Consider the following 19068-nt stretch of genomic DNA (forward strand, 5'->3'; position numbering starts at 1 on the left):
TACAATCGCCAACTGGTTGAAGCGATGATCAAAGTGAAGGCGCTAAATAAGATCAACACCCTTGGTCTGCCTAAATATCAGTAAGTTAAGTGAATTTGTTAGAGAGCTGCATTTGATCAACAAGGCCATTCTTTGTTTTAAACAATCACAATAGGCTAAAAGTGGGTGCTAATCTTGAAATTGAAAAGGAATTTATTTTTAAATTCGACGATACTCGTTTCAAGCATATAAATGGAACACCAGTTTGAAACTAGCTAACCTGTCGGGTTAATTTTTAAATGAGACTAAACATACTCAAATTTATAAAACTTGAATGCTTACCAACCATCCAAATATGTACCTAGTTCTTTACCCTTTTCAATATCCTCTTTAGCTAAATAACTGATACGACTTTGTTCATTTCGCATACTAAATCGATGAAATGAAATACATAAAAGCAAATACATCAACCAGAAAAATAACAGAAACCCTGTGAATAATAAGGCTTTTTCAATGAGATCAAGTCCATCCCTAAAAAACACTATTGGAATACCGATTAATGCAACTAGCCAAGAGATATAAAAGAACGATGCTTTTGCTGCAGTCTTTATAATTGTCGAATTGTAGTATTTCAATGACAGACCTTTTGGTATTTCATAACATGTATAGCTAAAGTTTGGCTGTTATCCTATCAACTCTCATCAAAGTTACAGTTCAGACTGTAATAGCCTATCTAACTCTTGCAGTATTCCGCTAGTACTGCATTAACGTAATCTGCACCAAGCTCTTTTGCTTTTTCCAATTCTGACAAGCGGCTTCTAAATCGCCTAAGGCTTTGAAGGAGTTTGCCATATTAGCGTAAGCGCGCTGCAATGTAATTTCATCCTTCGGGATAATTTCAATTACAGTACCATAATCAGCAATTGCCCCCAGATGATCTCCGTTGTCATCTTTTAACGCTCCTCTATTTAATAATGCGCTCGAAAAGTTTGGTGCAATCTCTATCGCTTTATCATAATCAATCATTGCAGCATTAGAAGCATATAATTCATTCTTTGCTATCGCTCTCGAATAAAGAGCGTCTACGTCTTTGCTATTCACTTTAAGTGTATTTGTCCATTGCGCAATGGCAGCAGAAAGATTGCCTTGATTATAGTAATCAAAACCTTTGTTAAAAAATTCGTCTGCTGTTGTTGCCTCAAATTGCGGAAAAATTTGATTGTTTTTATCGAATGGCGCTCCAAACCCATCAAATTTTGCATCAAACTCGTATCCTCTTTTGTACATATCTAATGTCCAATACACCAAGTTATCTGCGGTTACAGGGAAGGGACTCGTTTTTCCTGATAAATCCCATACACCATTTTCGGTCTTAACTGGCCCTAAAACTTTATATCCGTAACTATTTTTCAGAAGTAAAGCCAAATTATTTAAATTGGCTTTACTGTCAGAAAGAAAATGAAAATCGAAAGCGAGCATCGAATATGGTGTTAAGCCATTCGACTCCATGCTGAAATAAACAGAATCTGCACTATTAATTTCATCGTTATAATTTTTAGAGAACGCCGCCCATGTGAAGTATGTGTTTTCCATTGTGATTCCTTTAAATGAAACTAGCGTTGTAACTAGAAAAATTGTCTTAAAATTCACAAAATCCCTGCAAAATCATCTTTCATCTTTCATCTTTCATCTTTCATCTAAAATCTATCATCTTATGTTTAATATCAAAAATCCAAACAAAAAAGCGCGACCCAAATAAGCCGCGCTTTTTGCACTTATTTCACAATTAAAGTGTGTAGCTAAAGGTTAATTTAGCATTACGCTCTTCACCTGGCATACCGCCTAAGAACATTGCTTTTGAGTAATAGGTTTTGTTAAACAAGTTATTTAAGTTTAACTGTAGTTTCCAATCATCTGTTTGGTACTGAATTGCGGCGTCGTACACCGTGTAGCTAGGTACGTAGCCATCAGGAATACCAAACGAGGTTGAGTTTGTACTGCGGTCATCAACATATTGCACGCCTGCGCTAATTGTCAGTGGCTCGGCTAAATCAAACCATTTAGCGTCATAGCTTAACCAGCTGCTTGCTGTTACATAAGGCACACCTTTTTGGCGAGTATCGAAAGATGATGAGTTAGGGTTTTTCTTATCGCGAGCGTCTTGATACACCGCGTTTACGTTTAGTTTCCATTGCTCGTTTAAATCGGCATTTAAATCAAGTTCAACACCTTTGGTTTGCTCTTCACCATCGTAAAAGCTTTTTGGTACTGAGGCATCAGATACGCCGGCTTCGTAATCTGGGTTGGCATATTCAAGGTTTGTACGGGCACTATCAAACACCACAAGTGATGCCAGTAGTTGGTCGTCAAAGGCTTTTACACGCATACCAATGTCGTTACTGACTGATTCGGCGTCATCGCGGTCAGCTTCGTTACCCGATACACTGCCAAGCACACTGTAAGCTGTACGGCCTTTAGAGTGGTTTACAAAGAACGAAATATCATCGCTCAGTTTGTAGGTTGCACCTAGGTTGTAGGTCATACCGCTGTCTGATGTATCTGCTTCTGGCGTTGGCTCGGCGGCACTTGCACGGTAGCGCGCATCAACACCAAAGTGTTCGTAGCTTTGTTTAATACGGTTAAAGGCAACGCCTACACGGGTAGTAAAAGTGTCATGAATATAGGCAACATGTTGAATACCTACACCCCAAGCTTGAACCTTTTTGTTGTAATCGCTGGTTTTTAGCGGGTCGTAATCAAAAAAGCTGCCTTCGCCCCAGTTCGGGTTACGAATATCAAAAATGTAAGGTAATTGACCTTGGTAAATAACCTCTCCATCTTTGTTTTTAATAACCTTGTCGGCATCGTAAATTGAGTATTGTTTAAAACGAATATCGCGGTCTTCGTAGTTGGCGTTTACCAGTAGCTCGTTATCGATTCCGGCAAAGCTAAAGTCATAACGCAAGTCAGCAAAGTATTGCCATGATTTTTCGTCTGCTTCTACTTGGCGGTATTCTTGGCGACGCGCTGCAAATGGGTAAAGTACGTCATCAACTACTAATGGAGCGCGTGGGTCGGCATTGATCACGCCTCTGCGGTTCCAATAAACATAGTTATAAGCACCCGTTTGGCGGGCAAAGCTTGATTCGTAATTACGGTATTGTAATTGCTGATTTAAAAATAAATTATCAGTAATAAAGTAGTTATGAGTTAACTTAAAGCGTAGCTCTTCGCCTTCGTTATCATTTGCCATTGGCGAGATAATACCGTTATGACCAAAGGTGTAAGGAGTTAAGCCATCATTTGCTGCCAGTGAGTCAGCTAGTTGCTGGCGTTGCTGATCGGTTAGTTGCAGGCCTTGTGCCGTTGCGTCGTTAATTAAATCGGCAGCGGTTACTTCACCTGCGGTTTTGCCATTCACTGAGTCGCTGTTAAAAATACGAATAGGGTGGCCAATTGAATCAACGGCAATGGCATCTTTGATATAAGCGGCAGAAATCATGATGTCTTGCTTGTCGCTTAATACGTATTTTAACGCGCCATAAATTTCATCGCGGTCGTCTTTTAAGTCGCGGTAGCCATCGCTGCGAGCGGTTTTTGCGTTAACGCGATAAGCAAGATTGTCGGTTAATGCTGCTGTGCTATCAAAGCCTAATGAGTAGCTATCCCATTGACCAAGCTCGGCATTAACGGTGTGCTGCTCAGTAAATTGCGGTTTCTTTTCGATTAGGTTGATAACACCGCCTGCGCTACCCATACCATATAAGCCCGTTGCAGGGCCTTTAAGAACTTCTACAGATTCAACGTTGGTCATTGATCGTGTTGGGTTAAAGGTGTTACCTAGGCCTGCACCGCCGTACATGCCATCGTAAGTATAGTTTGCACCTAAACCGCGGATCACTAAGTTATCGCCAATGCCGTAGTTGTTACCGGCTTGGGTTACACCACTGATGTTACGCACTAAGTCTTGTAAGTTTGTTGCGCCTTGCGAGTTGATAAGCTCTTGATCAACAACTACAACCGGGGCTGGCGTTTCCATTAGGGTCATATTTGATTTAGTGGCAAGGCCAGACTCAAGTACTACACGGTTTTGTTTGTCGTATACGGTAATACGTTCAACAGAGTCTAAATCGTTGGCGTTTGCATTGAATGCGCTTAAGCAGGCTAGGGCTAAAATTGAATATTTATATGTCGTCATTATAGGTAAATTGTCGAAATTTTTCGGCAATGATAATGCGAGCTATTTTCATTTCAAGTTTTATTTATCTGTTTTGGGTAATTTCTTTATTTAGATACAAGTTGCTAACAACTGGTTTTATGGTTGGTAATTTTGTTTACTATATAGATACAAAGGAAGATTGCTGACTTCACTAATGCAAAGCCAGCATAATAGCTTATTTAAAAACTTTACCGTCTTTCATAACAAATTGTACATCTTCAAGTACTGCAATGTTTTCAAGCGGGTTGCCTTTTACGGCGATAATATCGGCTAAGAAACCGCTTTTGATTTGGCCAAGTTGATCATCAGCTTTAAGTAGTTTGGCACTATTGATGGTGGCAGACTGCAATGCTTGCAGCGGTGTCATACCAAATTCAACCATACGCGAAAACTGCTTCGCGTTATCGCCATGAGGGTAAATGGCTGCATCGGTACCAAATACCATGTTTACGCCTGCTTTTACTGCACGGTTAAAGATATCGCGTTGCTTTTTAGATACTTGGCGTTCTTTATTGAGGTTTTCTTCTGCAACCCCGTTTTGTTCGCCAAAGGCAAGGGTGTACTCAGTGTTGTAAATATCCATTGAGAACCAAGTGCCGTGTTTTTTGGCAAGTTTAATGGCTTCGTCATCGACAAAACTAACGTGCTCAACACTGTCTACACCAGCAACAATGGCTGCTTTAATACCACTGGTACCGTGCGCATGGGCTGCAACGGTTAGGCCACGTAAATGAGCTTCGTCAACAATGGCGTTCATTTCGTCTTGGCTATATTGTTGAATACCCACTTTTGTGCCTTTTGAAAATACCCCGCCTGTAGCGCAAAGTTTAATGGCATTGGCACCGTACTTAATGTTTTCACGCACTTTAGCGCGCACAGCCCATGGGCCATCAGCAACGCCTTCGGCGGTGTATTTCATTTCTGGTGGTAAACGGTTGTTATCGCAGTGACCGCCAGTAACACCTAAAGACGGGCCAGCCGCCCAAATACGTGGGCCAACAATGTCGCCAGCGTTTATGCCATCGCGTACTGCAATCACGCTGTAGCCTTCTGCGCCTAAGTTACGCAGCGTTGTAAAACCTGCATACAGTGTTTTTTCGGCAAAGTGCGCTGCTTTAATTGCTTTACGCGGAATCGATTGACCAATTCGCTCACTGCGTGGCACGGTCGGATCGCTTGTTAAATGCACATGCATATCCATTAAACCAGGCACCAGAGTCAGTTCTAATAATTGAATGTGCTTATCGCCGTCTTTTAAGCTAGGCTGTTTATTGCTTTGTACGGCTGTAATTTGACCATTATCTATACTGATAAGTGGTGATTTAATCAGTTTACCTGAATTTACATCTACCATGGCTTTTGCCGATAAGTAGGTTGTTGCGTAGGTATTTAAAGAGGTTAGGCAAGCTAGGCCTAGGCTAATAGCAAGAGCAGTCTTTTTCATTTTTATTCAAAATTGGTAAGTCGAGCCGCCACTCTAGCAATCAGCTTGCAAAGTGTAAATAAACTGCGATAAGTTGCAGCGATACTTGCTAAATAGGGAACTAAACCCTCATAATTTACGCGTACTTAATATAAGGGCAGGGAAAGAATGAAAAACGTAAAACTAGCACTACTTAGTTCGGCAGTGATGTTTGCATTACTTGGTTGTAATGAATCAACGCCAAGCAACGAAAAACCAACTCAAGAAGTAAGCAAACAAGCACCAAGCGCAACGTCAGCCACAGAGCAACTTGATACATTACTAGCAGACTACTTTGAAGCAGGCTTAAAGTTTAATCCAATTGGTGGTACCTACATTGGCCGTAGCGAATATAACGACCAATTTATTGCACCTATTAGTAAAGCAAACCGCGATGAGCAGCTTAACTTTGTTAAAGAATACAAGAACAAACTAGCAAATATCGACAAAGCACAATTAACAGGTCAGTCATTATTGAGCTACGAAATTCTAGCCCGCGATTTAGATCTTGCGATTGAAGGCGCTCAGTTTCCAAGTTACTTAATGCCAATTAACCAAATGGGCGGGGCGCATAATACCTTTGCTGCGTTAGGTTCTGGGCAAAGCGCACAACCTTTTAACACGGTTGAAGATTATCAAGCATTTGAAAAACGTGCTGACGGTTTCATCGCTTGGTTAGACAGTGTTGAGCAGTCAATGCGCCAAGGCATGAAAGACAAAGTAGTTCTTCCTAAACCACTTGCTGAAAAACTATTACCGCAATTTCAAACTCATATTGTAGAAAAACCAGAAGAGTCATTATTCTGGGGGCCAATTGCTCAGTTACCTGAATCTTTCAGCGACGAGCAAAAAGCACAGCTAACAAGCGCGTACACGGCGATGATCAGCGAGCGTTTAGTGCCTGCGTATCAAAAAATGGCTGACTTTTTAGCGAATGAATATATTCCAAATGCCCGTGAAAGCATTGGTTACAGTGACCTACCAAATGGTAAAGCATGGTATGAGTACCAAATTAAACAGCATACAACGCTGAGCTTAAACGCCGATGAAATTCATGACATTGGCTTAAGCGAAGTATCGCGCATTTTATCTGAGATGAAAAAAGTCAAAGAGACTGTCGGTTTCGAAGGCGATTTAAAAGCGTTTTTTGAACACCTAAGAACCTCAGATGAGTTTTACTACGATACGCCTGAAGAGTTAATTGCTGCGTACGAAGCTGTAAAAGAAAAGATTGATGCTAAGCTGCCGCAAATGTTCGATATTGCGCCAAAAGCGCCATACGTTGTAAAAGCAGTTGAAGATTTTCGCGCTGAATCAGCTGCGGGTGCATCTTACCAGTCGCCAGCGCCAGATGGTTCGCGCCCAGGTATTTTCTATATCAATACCTTTAACCTAAAAGCACAGCCTAAGTTTTTACTAGAAACCTTGTCTATTCACGAAGCCGCACCGGGTCACCACTTTCAAATTGCCTTGCAACAAGAAATTGAAGGATTACCGCTGTTTCGTAAATTTGGTGGCTACACGGTATTTGCAGAAGGTTGGGCATTGTATGCAGAAAGCTTAGGTAAAGAGCTTGGCTTATTTACCGACCCTTACATGTGGTACGGCCGTTTATCAGATGAGCAATTACGTGCAATGCGCTTAGTGCTTGATACTGGTTTCCACGCAAAAGGTTGGACACGTCAACAAGGTATTGATTACATGTTGGCTAACTCATCAATGGCCGAAAGCGACATTATCGCCGAAGTTGAGCGTTACATTGCATGGCCGGGCCAAGCGCTGTCGTACAAGTTAGGTCAGTTCAAAATTCAAGAACTACGTGACTACGCGAGCAAAGAGCTGGGCGATAAGTTCGACATAAAAGCTTTCCATACGCAAGTTCTAATTGATGGCGCATTACCTATGCCAATTCTTGAAGAGAAAATTAAGCGTTGGGTTAACGAGCAAAAGTAATAGCTCAAACACGCTAAACTTTGCGCGCATGCTGGCTTTACGCTAGAATGCGCGCTGTTTAGGGGCTTTGAGTAATACCATGTTAGAAGATCAATTTTGGCTTAAGCGCTCGCTTGAGCAAATGTCACAACCCGAATGGGAAGCTATTTGTGACGGCTGTGGTAAATGTTGTTTAAACACATTTATCGACAGTGAAGACGAAGATGAATTTACCGCAACGGATCAACTTCGCGAGGGTGAAGAACTCATTTTCACTAATATCGTTTGCCAATACCTAGACAATGACACCTGTGGGTGTAGCGAATATGCGAACCGTCAAACCTTGGTGCCTTCATGTGTAAAGCTCACTAAAGAAAACCTCAAAGATATCTTTTTTATGCCACAAAGTTGTAGCTACCGACGCCTTTACGAAGGCCGTGGCCTTGCGTCTTGGCACCCGCTACTGAACGGTGGCAGTAAAGATTTGATGCATGAGTTGGGTATTTCTGTGCGTGACAAAACAGTGAAAGACTGTGATGTAGACTTAGATGACTTTGACCTTTACGTGGCCGAATGGCCAACCAGAGACATTGATTAATGAGCGCCCTTAAAGCCAGCATTGGCTTGTTAAACCCAAAAAGCCCAACCAATGTGGGTGGCGTATTACGTGCCGCGGGTTGCTACAATGCCAAGCAGGTGTTTTTTACTGGTAGCCGCTATTTACGTGCAAATAAGTACCATACCGATACCAAAAATGTGCTTGAGCACATTCCGCTAACGCAAGTCGAAAGCCTTGAGCAAGCAAAGCCTGAAGGTGCCACAACGGTGGTGATTGAGCTTGTTGAAGGTGCAACGCCGCTGCCTGAATTTAAGCACCCTGAAAACGCATTTTATGTGTTTGGCCCTGAAGATGGCTCGGTTAGTAAAGATGTGTTGAAATGGTGTGATGAAGTAGTGTATGTGCCAACCATAGGCTGTATGAACCTAGCCGCAACCTGCAATGTTGTGCTGTACGACCGACTTGCAAAGCTCGGTGGTATTGAGAGTTCAAACGACACCATTTGCAATAGTCGAGACACTAACAACTCACTTAAATGGCAACAAAAAAAGAGCGCTAAATAGCGCTCTTTTTAGATTCAAACTCAAAACTACTTTTTAGTAATTTGTACGTTACTTTCAAGGCCAATGCCGTTGTCTGTAATGTCTGTGGCAAAATAAACACCGACAGGTTGGTCGCGTAGGGAATCAAGCTCAGCCATTTCTTCATTAGTTAATTGACCCGTTGATGCAATCGTATCAAGTAAAGGTAATAAGATTTTTTGTACGTCGAATGCCATGTTCACAAAGCCATTTTTAGTGACACTTTGCGACTCTAAGGTCTCGGCAATTTGTGCAGATTTATCACCCGTGAAAGTCATAATATGATTGCCTTTAAGCGCCATATTTATATCAAAGTTAAGTGGCACAGGCGATGGAATGTATTCATTGATCAGTACTGCATCACCATTGGCTGGTAGTTTTATATTAGCAAGTGGCGGTACAAAACCTTGTGCAATTGAATACAAGCCATGGGCATCAGTCGCCGATAGGGTAACGATGGCATCAAGTTTGTCTATTTGTGGGCCATTGTAGTCATCGATAGTAAATGCAGCATCTTGAACGCTGACACTCATGCCTTGTACGCCATTTGCAAAGCCCGACATCATAGCAAGGCCAGCGGTACTCACTTCTTGCATTTCATTTTGTAGTGCGACAATTGGGCCACAGTTAAACTCAGCTGACTTAATTGCACCAGTTAGTGTATTGGCCAGTGGCAGTACTTTTGCTACATCAATACCATAAGCAACACTCATCATTTGCCCGTCAAGCCCAGTGGTATGTTTTGGCACAAAACCACGGACAGCTTGAAGCGTATTTAGTAAGTCTTGATCTGTGCTTTGCAGTACTGCTTTTACGTCAAAGTCGGCGTAGTCGGCGGTAATACGGGTTTTTGTTGTGCCTGATACGGTTGCAGGCCATTTAGCGGCAATGGCAGCAATATCATCTTGACACTCAGGTGTTGAAATCGCTGCTAATGCGTTTGATTGCTGGGCTTTATCAAGTAGCTCTTTGAGCATCTGGTGTAAGCGAGAGTCTTCTTTGCCAGTTACAGCATTGGCGATACGTTGATGATCAACAAAGCCAACCGAGTTGCCATCAAGCGAAAAAGTTTTAATAAGCTCAGGTAGTTTTTTAGTCTCAGCCAATGATTGAGCCGGTTTTTCTACGCCAAGGGCAATACGTAAATCTTGATCATTAGAAAGCGCTGTGGTTAGCGTGATGGTAGCCCAATTGTTGTGAGTTGATGCAATTAGGTTAAAGTTATCTAAGCCTTCAAGCTCAATGGCAAAGCGTGTGTAGCTTACGCCTTCAAGGCTTTCAGTTGTATAAGCAATACCGGCTTTATCAGCAGATTGCTTAATGCTATTGATAATGCTGCTTTGATCAGCGACCTGAAAACGCACAATCGGCATTAAACCTTGCGCATACATCATGCCTTTGTAGTCATCACCAAAGCCCCAAATCGATTTGAAGGCATCGTAAGAGCTCAGTGATTGTTGGTATTTTTCCATCAGTGATGCAAGGAATAGGGCATTCTTATCATCAACTGTTTTAAGCTCAGCAATAATGGGCGTTAAATCGCTCGTGCCTTTCATTGCATCTGGCATAAGCGCAAAGTATTTGCTGTACGGAAACGGTTTAAGTTGACCATAAAAAACCGCCGTGTCGGCAGGTACGTATGCAAGCTCAGGTAAATCTACATCAACACTGGCTTTATTTTGTGAGTACAACAACGCACCTGCAACAATAGCAATCGCGCCCCCAGCAAGAAGCTTATTATTCATAGGATGAATTCCTTTTTCTTTAATTAGTTAAAAAACATACCATGAAATAGAAACAAATTACTAGCGAGCGAACGACTAAAACTGATAGCTCACGCTTATTTGCGGGCCGTGGGTAAATGTATCATAACTAAAGAAGTTTTTATTTCCACGTTGGCCGGTTTGGTAATCTACATACGTGGTTTTATAGCTCATACTCAGATCCCAATGCGGGTTTATTTGATACACCGCACCTAATTTAAAGCTGCCGGTCAATTTAGCATTTAAGTTAAAACCACCGAGATCCCCTGCGGTTGTTAACTGCCAATGTTCGCTTAATTGTTTGTTAAAGTGAAAGCCAAAAATTAGGTCAATCCAATCTTCATCTCTGTCGACCACGGACACTTGTGACATAAAGTTAGGATCAAGATCGAATTCGTATGTGTTATCCCAACGACGAATACCCACATAGTTAACCCAATCACCCATCGAAGGACTAGAAAAACGGTACGCAACACTTAATTCGAGCACGGCTTGACGCACCCGAGCACTGAGCACGCCAAGTTTTGGGGCGCTATGAGATTTGCTTAAATCCATATAGCCCCAGTCAGCAATAAAACCCCAGTTTGATTGATGATATCCCTCAAGATGGAGCATAAATGCGCTGTCGAGGTTGTTTAAAATGGTATCAAATTCGACTTCAAGGGGGGCTTCTATAGTGCCGATTGCCGAGCTGCCATCAATCGCAGTGGCCATTAAATAAGGCTCTACAGAAAATTGCCATTGGTCGGCATAAACAGTTGGTGAGGCGAATACTAAACCGAAAGATAAAATCGTTAACATACGAGGTTGTTTTAAAGTGAGCATTATCAAATCCTTTTAAGTAAATCACAGTATTAATTATAGAAACGCTGGGGTTTTTTGCCTTGATTTGATGATGAAATATTTTCGTTTTGTTTTTCAACGCAAAGCGAAGTTTTAATCTTTCACCTATGTCATATTTTAATAACAATAATAACGACATGGAGTAGATGTTTTGCAGGTAACTCAATTTTTTAAAAGCGCTACAGCGATTGCTATAACCGCCATTTTAGCTGGCTGTAGTATTAAACCATTGCCACTTGATCCAAGCGTTGGTGATACCGGTCAACCATTATCGGCAGTTGCGTTAAAGAGCGATGTGCAATTTTACGACTTGTCACTGGAAGTGTTTCCTGATGATAAACGCATTAAAGGGGTGTCGAAAACGCAGTTTAAAATGCTATCTGCAAGCCAATTTGTTGAACTAAAACTTGATAGCCGGTTTTTGATCAGTGCCATAACCTCTGACGATAAAACACTTAACTATACCCGCAATGCAGGTGTGCTAAACATTGATTTAGGTAAGCAATACCCTGCGGGCAGCACAGTGAGTGTTGCTGTGGCCTATGAGGGCAACCCCCATATTGCTAAAAATGCGCCTTGGGATGGCGGGTTTGTATTTGCTGAAACAGAAAGCGGCGAGCCGTGGATAGCTACCGCAGTGCAGGGCGAAGGCTGTGATTTATTCTGGCCATGTAAAGACCATTTTGCTGACAAAGCTGATAGCATGCGCATAAGGCTCACAGTACCAAATGGCTTAAGTGCGGTAACCAACGGGGTATTGAAAAGCGTAAAACCAGTTGGAGCAAACAAACACCGATTTGATTGGCTGCTATCTGTACCTGCAAGCGACTATAACATTGCCCTGAACATAGGCCCGTATCAACGTATTGAGCGCAGTTATACCAGCATTAATGGTACTGAGGTTCCGATTGAATTTTGGGCACTTGCTAAACACACACAGCAAGCGTCGATGCTAATAGAGCAGGATTTACGTTCTCAAGTCGCGTTTTTTGAGCGCTTTTTAGGGCCTTATCCATGGGGGAATGACAAACTGGGCTTTGTTGAAACACCGCATTTAGGTATGGAACATCAAACGATCAATGCTTATGGTAAAAAATATAAGCGTGATGCAGGCGGTTATGATTGGTTATTACAGCATGAGTTAGCTCATGAGTGGTTTGGTAATTTAATGACCCATGAAAAACTCAACGATGCATGGCTACACGAAGGCTTTGGCAGTTACATGCAGCCAAGTTATAGCTTGTATAAATTCGGTGAAGCGGCCTATAACCACAGCATGTATAAGTCGTATTTAGGGCTTAAAAACTGTAAAGCCATTGTTCTTGATGGCGATATAACCTCAGATCAAGCATTCAACCCAGATATTTATGGCAAAGGCAGTTGGACTTTACATACCTTACGCTGGTTAATTGGTGATGAGTTATTTTGGCAAGCCACCCGTGAGCTGCTTTATGGGGTTAACGACACCAAGCAATTAGCTTACCCAATTTCACCACGATATCGAAATACCGATGAGTTTATTGCTATTGTTAACCGCTTAACGGCGAAAGATTATAGCTGGCTGTTTGATGTGTATTTAAAGCAGGCTCAATTACCGGAACTTGATGTTATTCAATCAGCTAACAGATTGACGCTGAAATGGAACAAAAACTCTTTGCAAGATAAGCCATTTCCTATGCCAGTTCCGGTGCAAATAAACGGTTCGTTGCAAACTTATTCTGTTGAAAATGGCGAGATTAGCATTGCTTTAAAAGCGGGGGATCATGTGGTGATCGATCCAAACATGAAGGTGTTTAGGTATTTACCAATTATCGATAAATGTAAAACTGAGCAATAGCGAAGAAGCCCGGCATAAACTACTTTATACCGGGCTTATTACTCAACCTAAACAAAGTTCTAGGCTAAATCGGTAGCGCTTGGTAAAGACGCAAATGCACCATAGCGGCTTACTGCAAAAGCGCCAGCTTTAGCTGCATAAGCAATGGTTTGTTCGATATTAGCTGGGTTTTGGCAAAACGCTTTAAAGCTTTGTTTGTTTTCACAGTGCTGACCAATCTTTGACAGCATTCCGCCAATAAATGCATCGCCTGCGGCTGTGGTATCAACCACTTTTGTAGCTGGTGGGTTAACTTGGCCTTTAAAGTCTGCGTGATAAAAGCTGATTGCTTCGCCGCCATTAGTAACTAGCAAACAGGTTACACCGGCCTTTAAAATGGCATCAATAGTATGCTCAAGTGGCATTTCTTGATGGCTTTTTTGATTTAAAAACTCAAGCTCTTCAAATGAGAGTTTTACGATATCTGCCAGTGAAATAACATGCCACATTCTATCTAGAGTATGGCGCATACTTGGCCATAGGTTTTCGCGTAGATTCATATCAAAGCTACAAATTGCACCGGCTTTTTTCGCCTGCGTTAAACCATAAATAGTGGTTTGATAAATGTTGTGCTCAGTCAGACTGTTGCTGCATACATGCATGATGGAGTGATTTGCAAACATTGCATGGTCAAAATCGTCTACGCGATACAGTAAATCGGCGGCTGGTGGGCGATAAAAGCTAAACGAGCGTTCGCCACTGTCATCAAGTGATACAAACGCCAATGCTGTTTTTGCCGCATCGGTGAATGTACAGTACTGGGTGTTTACCGCATGCTGGTCTAGCTCTTGTTTAATAAAGTGACCAAACATATCATCGCCTAACATTCCGCAAAAACTGGTGTTTAGGCCTAGTTTTGCTGCTGCAACAGCCACATTAGCTGGTGCGCCACCTGCGTATTTGGTAAATGATTCTGGTTGTTTACCATCTGATAAAAAGTCGATTAATGCTTCGCCAAAACACACTAAACTCATTATGCATTCCTCAAGGTTAAGGTTCTTAATACTTCGTAGCAGGCACCCATAGTATGGTAGTCGGTTTTACCTGCTGGCGATTTTTCGTCACTGTATGGTTGGTTTTGTGCTGATAAAATGCGATACCAAGCACCATATTGGTGATCTACCATATGTTGCCAACTGTACTGCCAAATTTTTTCGTACCACTGCCAATAGCTTTCGTCATTTGTGGCATCAGCGAGTAGGGCTGCTGCGGCTAATGATTCGGCCTGCACCCAAAAGTATTTATCGCTATCACAGATTTTTTTATCTGGTGCAAAGCCATAGAAAATGCCCCCATGTTGCTGATCCCACGCGATGCTCAGGGTTTCATCAAACAGGCTTTTAGCGCGTGTTACCAGCCAAGGTTCATCAATATGGCGGTTTAAAATAAGTAACAGTTTTGCCCACTCAGTTTGATGCCCTGGTTGAAATCCCCAAGGTCTAAATAAATGCTGCGGGTCATCTTTGTTGTAATCTAAATCGAGTTGCCAATTTTTAGAATAGTGCTCCCACACCAACTGCTGGCTTTGAGCTGCCAGTTTTACGGTAAAAGTTTCGGCAAGTTGTTTAGCGCGTTTTAAATAACGGGTCTCGTTAGTTGCTTCAAAACACATGAGTAAGGCTTCGCATAAATGCATATTGGCATTTTGACCGCGATAGTCACCTGCACAGCTAAAGTCGGTATTTTGCTCATCTAAATAGGCATTATGCTGTGGTTCAAAGTAGTGCTGTTCTAATAAATTCCATACCTGTGAAATAGTTTTTTTGCAGTCGTTCACCCCTGCTTTTAAAGCAACCGCGTTTGCAAGCATTACAAAAGCAAGCCCGTAGCAATGATTGGTGTCGTCTAACACGGTTACTTTGCCGTTATCACCTTGCTCAATAAGCCAAGCATAACCACCAGATGCTTGTTTATGCGCATATTCAAGGTGAGCTAAACCATGTTTAGTGAGGCTTAAATATTCTGGGTCTTTAAACTCTATGTACGCCATTGCATAGTTAAAAACAAAGCGGGTGCTCGAGACTAAATGGCGAGTGTGTTTATCGTAAATCGCGCCATTATTTTTAAAGAACTGATAAAAGCCCGCTAAGCCATGGGCTGAATGATCAACACAATGGGGGTGATAAAAAGCAAGGGTATCTTGAATATGCTGCTTAAGAAAATAAGGGCTTTTAAAGTCAACTTTGGCCATGGGTTATTAATAAATCTGTGTACATCTTGCAACTATAGCAGGAAATAAAAATATTGGAACGTTCCTAGTAAATCTTTGTGCTATTTTTACTTCAATGTGTAGAATCAAAGGTAACTTGTTAACGGAGTGAAAACCACGTGAGTGAAATAAATACAAACCAATCGTTTGTCGCCGATGGTTCGCAGCAAAATAAAAACTACCTGCTACCACTGACAGCAATGACAACCCTGTTCTTTTTATGGGGTTTCATTACAGTTTTAAATGACGTGTTGATCCCGCGCTTAAAAGGGGTATTCGATTTAACCTACACAGAGGCAATGCTGGTTCAGTTTTGTTTCTTTGGTGCTTACTTTATTGTTTCGCTACCTGCGGGTATGTTGGTTAAAAAAATGGGCTACAAAAATGGCGTACTAACCGGCTTAGTCGTGGCATCAATTGGCTGTATGTTATTTTACCCAGCGGTTGTTGTGCATGAGTACTGGTTATTCTTAGGTGCGTTATTTGTTCTAGCAGCAGGTATTACCGTATTACAGGTATCTGCTAACCCGTATGTTGTGGCGTTAGGTCCTGAAAAAACGGCGTCGTCACGTTTAAATTTAGCACAAGCACTTAACTCACTAGGTACCACAGTTGGTCCATATGTGGGTGGTATATTATTCTTTGGTACAGCAGGCACATTAGCTGCAAACGCAGCAACTGCAGAATCTGTAAAAGTGCCTTACCTTATGCTTGCAGCAGCACTACTGACCATTGCTGTAGTATTTGCTTTCTTTAAATTACCAGTGATTGCAGAGCATACAGAAGAGCAAGACTGTAAAGCGAAAGGCCACAGCCTTGCCGAAGCACCTCATTTAATGATGGGTGTTATAGGTATCTTCTGTTACGTAGGTGCAGAGGTTTCAATTGGTAGCTTCTTAGTAAACTACTTTGGTGAAGAACACATCGCTGGCCTTGAAGAGCATGCGGCTGCAAGCCTAATTGCTTATTATTGGGGTGGTGCAATGGTGGGTCGTTTCATTGGCTCTGCAGCTCTGCAAAAGATTGCGCCTTCAAAAGCGTTATTCTTTAATGCCATGATGGTTATTGTATTGCTGTTAGTGACTATATTCACTGAAGGTGATGTCGCGCTTTACTCAGTACTTGCAATTGGTTTATTCAACTCAATTATGTTCCCGACTATTTTCTCTGTTGCTATTGAAGGTTTAGGCTCACTAACCAGTAAAGGTTCTGGTTGGTTATGTTTAGCAATTGTAGGTGGTGCCTTAGTACCATTAGTACAAGGTGTAGTCGCTGATACAGTAAACATCCAACAAAGCTTCTTTGTACCAGTGATTTGTTATGCATTTATCGCTTGGTATGGCTTAAATGTTGTACGTTTAGCTGATAGCTGGAAAAAACGCATCGGCTAAAATTACTATCAATAAAAACCCCGCACTGAGTTGCGGGGTTTTTTTGTGCCATTTTTTTGCTATACCGAAAAAAACTAAATGACAAAATGATTTAATGAATACGTATTCAGGGACGGTTTAAGTAACAATTTATAGGAACGTTCCAAAGGGTTTTTGCTGCTTTTTTATTAATACAACTTAAGAAGTGAAATTGGCTGCCGTTAACAAAGTAATTGATTTTCAAAGAAAGCGTACTTTAATAAAAGGAACGTTTTTCTAGTTTTAGCTTAATTTTATAAGACAAAGAGCTTTAAATTTGTTAAATATAAAGAGGCTAACAACGAAAAAAATAACAAACAGGTTTGTCATGCAAAGCACTCTTAAATTTACCACCAAGGTAACTGTGGCTGCATCACTGGTTTTAGTGATAGTGCTCGGTTTATTCACCATTAATAACTTCATCTCTATGCGCAGCCAAACGCAGGAGCAGCTTTCGCTTGTTCTTCAAGAGATTTCTCAGTCAGTGTCGCAAAACATAGCTAACTGGTTAAATGCTAAATTAGCCATTGTTTCGTCAGTTGCTGATACCTATCAACTTGGTGATAGCAAAGAGCTTACGCTCACACAGCTGAACACAGCCGACAAAGCGGGGAGTTTTAAAAATACCTACATCGGTATCACGGATGGCACCTTTGTATTAAACGACCAATCTGTTGTCTTACCGCCAGACTACGATGCAACAACACGTCCGTGGTACAAGCTTGTTGAAAACAAAACAAACACAGCATTTACTGCCCCGTATATTGACGTAACCACCAATGAACTGACTATTTCAGCTGTAGCACCTATGCAAGCAAATGGTGTATTTAGTGGGGTTGCAGGTGCCGACATCGACATGAAAACCATTACTAAAATCGTCAACGAAATTGACTTTTTAGGGTTCGGTTATGGCTTTTTACTAGATAGTGAAGGCCGCATTTTAAGCCACCCAGAAACTAAATTTAACGACAAAAACATGAGTGACTTATTCGGTAAAAGCTTGTCGTTACAATCTGAGTTTGTTGAAGTACAGGTAGGTGGCTTAGACAAATTAGTATCGTTTACCAAAATCAAAGGAATTCAAAACGTTGATTGGTATTTAGGTGTGGTGATCAACGAAGAAATTGCTTACTCATCAGTTGCCTCATTTAGAAATATGGCAGCTATTTACATGCTAATGGGTATAGTGGCGATTGTATTAATGATGCAGTTTTTACTTCGCTATTTAATGCGCCCAATGCAACGCTTAAACGATGCAATTAAAGATATTGCAGAGGGTGAGGGGGATTTAACCCGCCGACTTGAGGTTGAAAATAATGACGAGTTTGGTGAGCTAAGCCATTACTTTAATGCGTTCATCGAGAAAATTCATACATCAATTGAGCAAGTTAAAAATACCACCGTTGAGCTTGAGCGCTTAGTTGAGAGTTTAGTTAATCAAACTCAAGGCACGCTCGACATGTATGCTGACCAAACAAAACGTACTGATAACGTTGCAACTGCAATCAATGAGCTGACATCGAGTGCGGTAGAAATCTCAAATAGTGCAAGTAATGCGTCAACATTAGCAACCAGTGCTAACAGCCAATCATTACAAAGCCAATCTGCATTAGCTGACAACTTATCAGCTATTAATGCCTTGTCTCGCAATATGGAGCAGGCGCAAAAAACCATAAACAGTTTAGATGCGCACACTGTAAGCATCGGCCAAGTGCTTGAAGTGATCAAAGGTGTGAGTGAGCAAACTAACTTGCTAGCACTTAATGCAGCGATAGAGGCAGCCCGTGCAGGTGAAGCAGGTCGTGGTTTTGCGGTTGTAGCCGACGAGGTACGCCAACTTGCGCACCGTACACAACAATCAACACAAGAAATCGAAGACACTATTTCTCAGTTACAACAAGGTTCTGCGTCTGCCGTTGAAGTTATGACGGCCAGTATTCGCGACAGTGAAAAGAGTGTTGAGCAAGCTCATGTAGCTGGCGATAAAATGGCAGAGGTAACCCGTGCCATTGAGTCAATTGATGAGGTGAACCACAGTGTTGCCAATGCCACGACTGAGCAAAATCAAGTGATTCAAAGTTTAGACAGTGACATACACTCAATTAGTGAGCTTTCAAATCAAGGTCAAAGTAATCTTAATAACACCTTGAATGAGTGCACTAAATTGAAAGCCCAGTTCTATGAGCTTGAACAATTGGTACTTAAATTTAAAGTTTAGTTGTTAAGAGACTGCAAT

The 19068-nt window shown here is 41.6% G+C and carries 14 protein-coding genes; 6 read left to right on the plus strand and 8 right to left on the minus strand.

Annotation, left to right across the window (positions count from 1 at the left end; genetic code table 11):
* Positions 1 to 317: 317 nt before the first annotated feature.
* The 4 genes from ABMY41_RS09620 to ABMY41_RS09635 form a co-directional block, all read right to left on the minus strand.
* On the minus strand, positions 318 to 614 hold the full coding sequence (locus ABMY41_RS09620; protein WP_063529932.1) for a hypothetical protein: 297 nt from the start codon (positions 612 to 614) through the stop codon (positions 318 to 320).
* Between the two features lie 118 nt (positions 615 to 732).
* Entirely contained in the window at positions 733 to 1572 is an 840-nt protein-coding gene (locus ABMY41_RS09625) for a ribonuclease E inhibitor RraB (RefSeq protein ID WP_287243503.1), read from the minus strand.
* A 193-nt stretch (positions 1573 to 1765) separates the two neighbouring features.
* Entirely contained in the window at positions 1766 to 4177 is a 2412-nt protein-coding gene (locus ABMY41_RS09630; RefSeq protein ID WP_349274563.1) for a TonB-dependent receptor, read from the minus strand.
* Between the two features lie 196 nt (positions 4178 to 4373).
* Positions 4374 to 5642, minus strand: a complete 1269-nt coding sequence (locus ABMY41_RS09635; protein WP_349274564.1) for an amidohydrolase family protein — start codon at positions 5640 to 5642, stop codon at positions 4374 to 4376.
* Positions 5643 to 5789: 147 nt separating this feature from the next.
* On the opposite strand from ABMY41_RS09635, the gene ABMY41_RS09640 reads away from it, so the two are divergent.
* The 3 genes from ABMY41_RS09640 to ABMY41_RS09650 all read left to right on the plus strand — a co-directional run bounded on the left by ABMY41_RS09640 (position 5790) and on the right by ABMY41_RS09650 (position 8714).
* Positions 5790 to 7613, plus strand: a complete 1824-nt coding sequence (locus tag ABMY41_RS09640) for a DUF885 domain-containing protein (protein WP_130167588.1) — start codon at positions 5790 to 5792, stop codon at positions 7611 to 7613.
* Positions 7614 to 7692: 79 nt separating this feature from the next.
* On the plus strand, positions 7693 to 8190 hold the full coding sequence (locus ABMY41_RS09645) for a YcgN family cysteine cluster protein (protein ID WP_105173481.1): 498 nt from the start codon (positions 7693 to 7695) through the stop codon (positions 8188 to 8190).
* On the plus strand, positions 8190 to 8714 hold the full coding sequence (locus ABMY41_RS09650; RefSeq protein ID WP_054552060.1) for an RNA methyltransferase: 525 nt from the start codon (positions 8190 to 8192) through the stop codon (positions 8712 to 8714). The genes ABMY41_RS09645 and ABMY41_RS09650 overlap by 1 nt, the downstream gene beginning before the upstream one ends.
* 26 nt (positions 8715 to 8740) lie before the next feature.
* Here the strand turns inward: ABMY41_RS09650 and ABMY41_RS09655 are convergent, their stop codons facing one another.
* Complete coding sequence (locus ABMY41_RS09655; protein WP_349274565.1) at positions 8741 to 10477, minus strand: hypothetical protein; 1737 nt, start codon at positions 10475 to 10477, stop codon at positions 8741 to 8743.
* A 75-nt stretch (positions 10478 to 10552) separates the two neighbouring features.
* The gene (locus ABMY41_RS09660) at positions 10553 to 11320 is read right to left on the minus strand and encodes a hypothetical protein (protein WP_349274566.1); all 768 of its coding nucleotides are present in this window, start codon (positions 11318 to 11320) and stop codon (positions 10553 to 10555) included.
* Positions 11321 to 11489: 169 nt separating this feature from the next.
* Between ABMY41_RS09660 and ABMY41_RS09665 the strand changes: the two genes are divergently transcribed.
* The gene (locus ABMY41_RS09665; protein ID WP_349274567.1) at positions 11490 to 13175 is read left to right on the plus strand and encodes a M1 family metallopeptidase; all 1686 of its coding nucleotides are present in this window, start codon (positions 11490 to 11492) and stop codon (positions 13173 to 13175) included.
* A 59-nt stretch (positions 13176 to 13234) separates the two neighbouring features.
* On the opposite strand, the gene ABMY41_RS09670 is transcribed toward ABMY41_RS09665, so the two are convergent.
* Complete coding sequence (locus ABMY41_RS09670; RefSeq protein WP_349274568.1) at positions 13235 to 14188, minus strand: carbohydrate kinase; 954 nt, start codon at positions 14186 to 14188, stop codon at positions 13235 to 13237.
* The gene (locus ABMY41_RS09675) at positions 14188 to 15405 is read right to left on the minus strand and encodes an AGE family epimerase/isomerase (RefSeq protein WP_349274569.1); all 1218 of its coding nucleotides are present in this window, start codon (positions 15403 to 15405) and stop codon (positions 14188 to 14190) included. Before ABMY41_RS09675 ends, ABMY41_RS09670 begins: the two co-directional genes overlap by 1 nt.
* Before the next feature lie 137 nt (positions 15406 to 15542).
* Between ABMY41_RS09675 and fucP the strand changes: the two genes are divergently transcribed.
* Positions 15543 to 16814 carry an L-fucose:H+ symporter permease gene (gene fucP / locus ABMY41_RS09680; RefSeq protein ID WP_062565610.1) on the plus strand — a complete coding sequence of 424 codons (1272 nt, stop codon included), beginning with the start codon at positions 15543 to 15545 and terminating at the stop codon, positions 16812 to 16814.
* A gap of 346 nt (positions 16815 to 17160) precedes the next feature.
* Positions 17161 to 19050, plus strand: coding sequence for a methyl-accepting chemotaxis protein (locus ABMY41_RS09685; protein WP_304637769.1), 1890 nt, complete (start codon positions 17161 to 17163; stop codon positions 19048 to 19050).
* Positions 19051 to 19068 lie beyond the last annotated feature (18 nt).

Origin of the sequence: Pseudoalteromonas sp. BZA4, assembly GCF_040104395.1 — a bacterium.
Lineage (GTDB): Bacteria > Pseudomonadota > Gammaproteobacteria > Enterobacterales > Alteromonadaceae > Pseudoalteromonas.

Excerpts from the sequence above, each read along its gene's own strand:
- ABMY41_RS09655 (WP_349274565.1), bottom strand. The coding sequence starts at position 10,477 with ATGAATAATAAGCTTCTTGCTGGGGGCGCGATTGCTATTGTTGCAGGT.
- ABMY41_RS09685 (WP_304637769.1), top strand. The coding sequence starts at position 17,161 with ATGCAAAGCACTCTTAAATTTACCACCAAGGTAACTGTGGCTGCATCA.
- ABMY41_RS09660 (WP_349274566.1), bottom strand. The coding sequence starts at position 11,320 with ATGCTCACTTTAAAACAACCTCGTATGTTAACGATTTTATCTTTCGGT.
- ABMY41_RS09650 (WP_054552060.1), top strand. The coding sequence starts at position 8,190 with ATGAGCGCCCTTAAAGCCAGCATTGGCTTGTTAAACCCAAAAAGCCCA.
- ABMY41_RS09630 (WP_349274563.1), bottom strand. The coding sequence starts at position 4,177 with ATGACGACATATAAATATTCAATTTTAGCCCTAGCCTGCTTAAGCGCA.
- ABMY41_RS09645 (WP_105173481.1), top strand. The coding sequence starts at position 7,693 with ATGTTAGAAGATCAATTTTGGCTTAAGCGCTCGCTTGAGCAAATGTCA.
- ABMY41_RS09635 (WP_349274564.1), bottom strand. The coding sequence starts at position 5,642 with ATGAAAAAGACTGCTCTTGCTATTAGCCTAGGCCTAGCTTGCCTAACC.
- ABMY41_RS09670 (WP_349274568.1), bottom strand. The coding sequence starts at position 14,188 with ATGAGTTTAGTGTGTTTTGGCGAAGCATTAATCGACTTTTTATCAGAT.
- ABMY41_RS09625 (WP_287243503.1), bottom strand. The coding sequence starts at position 1,572 with ATGGAAAACACATACTTCACATGGGCGGCGTTCTCTAAAAATTATAAC.
- ABMY41_RS09675 (WP_349274569.1), bottom strand. The coding sequence starts at position 15,405 with ATGGCCAAAGTTGACTTTAAAAGCCCTTATTTTCTTAAGCAGCATATT.
- ABMY41_RS09640 (WP_130167588.1), top strand. The coding sequence starts at position 5,790 with ATGAAAAACGTAAAACTAGCACTACTTAGTTCGGCAGTGATGTTTGCA.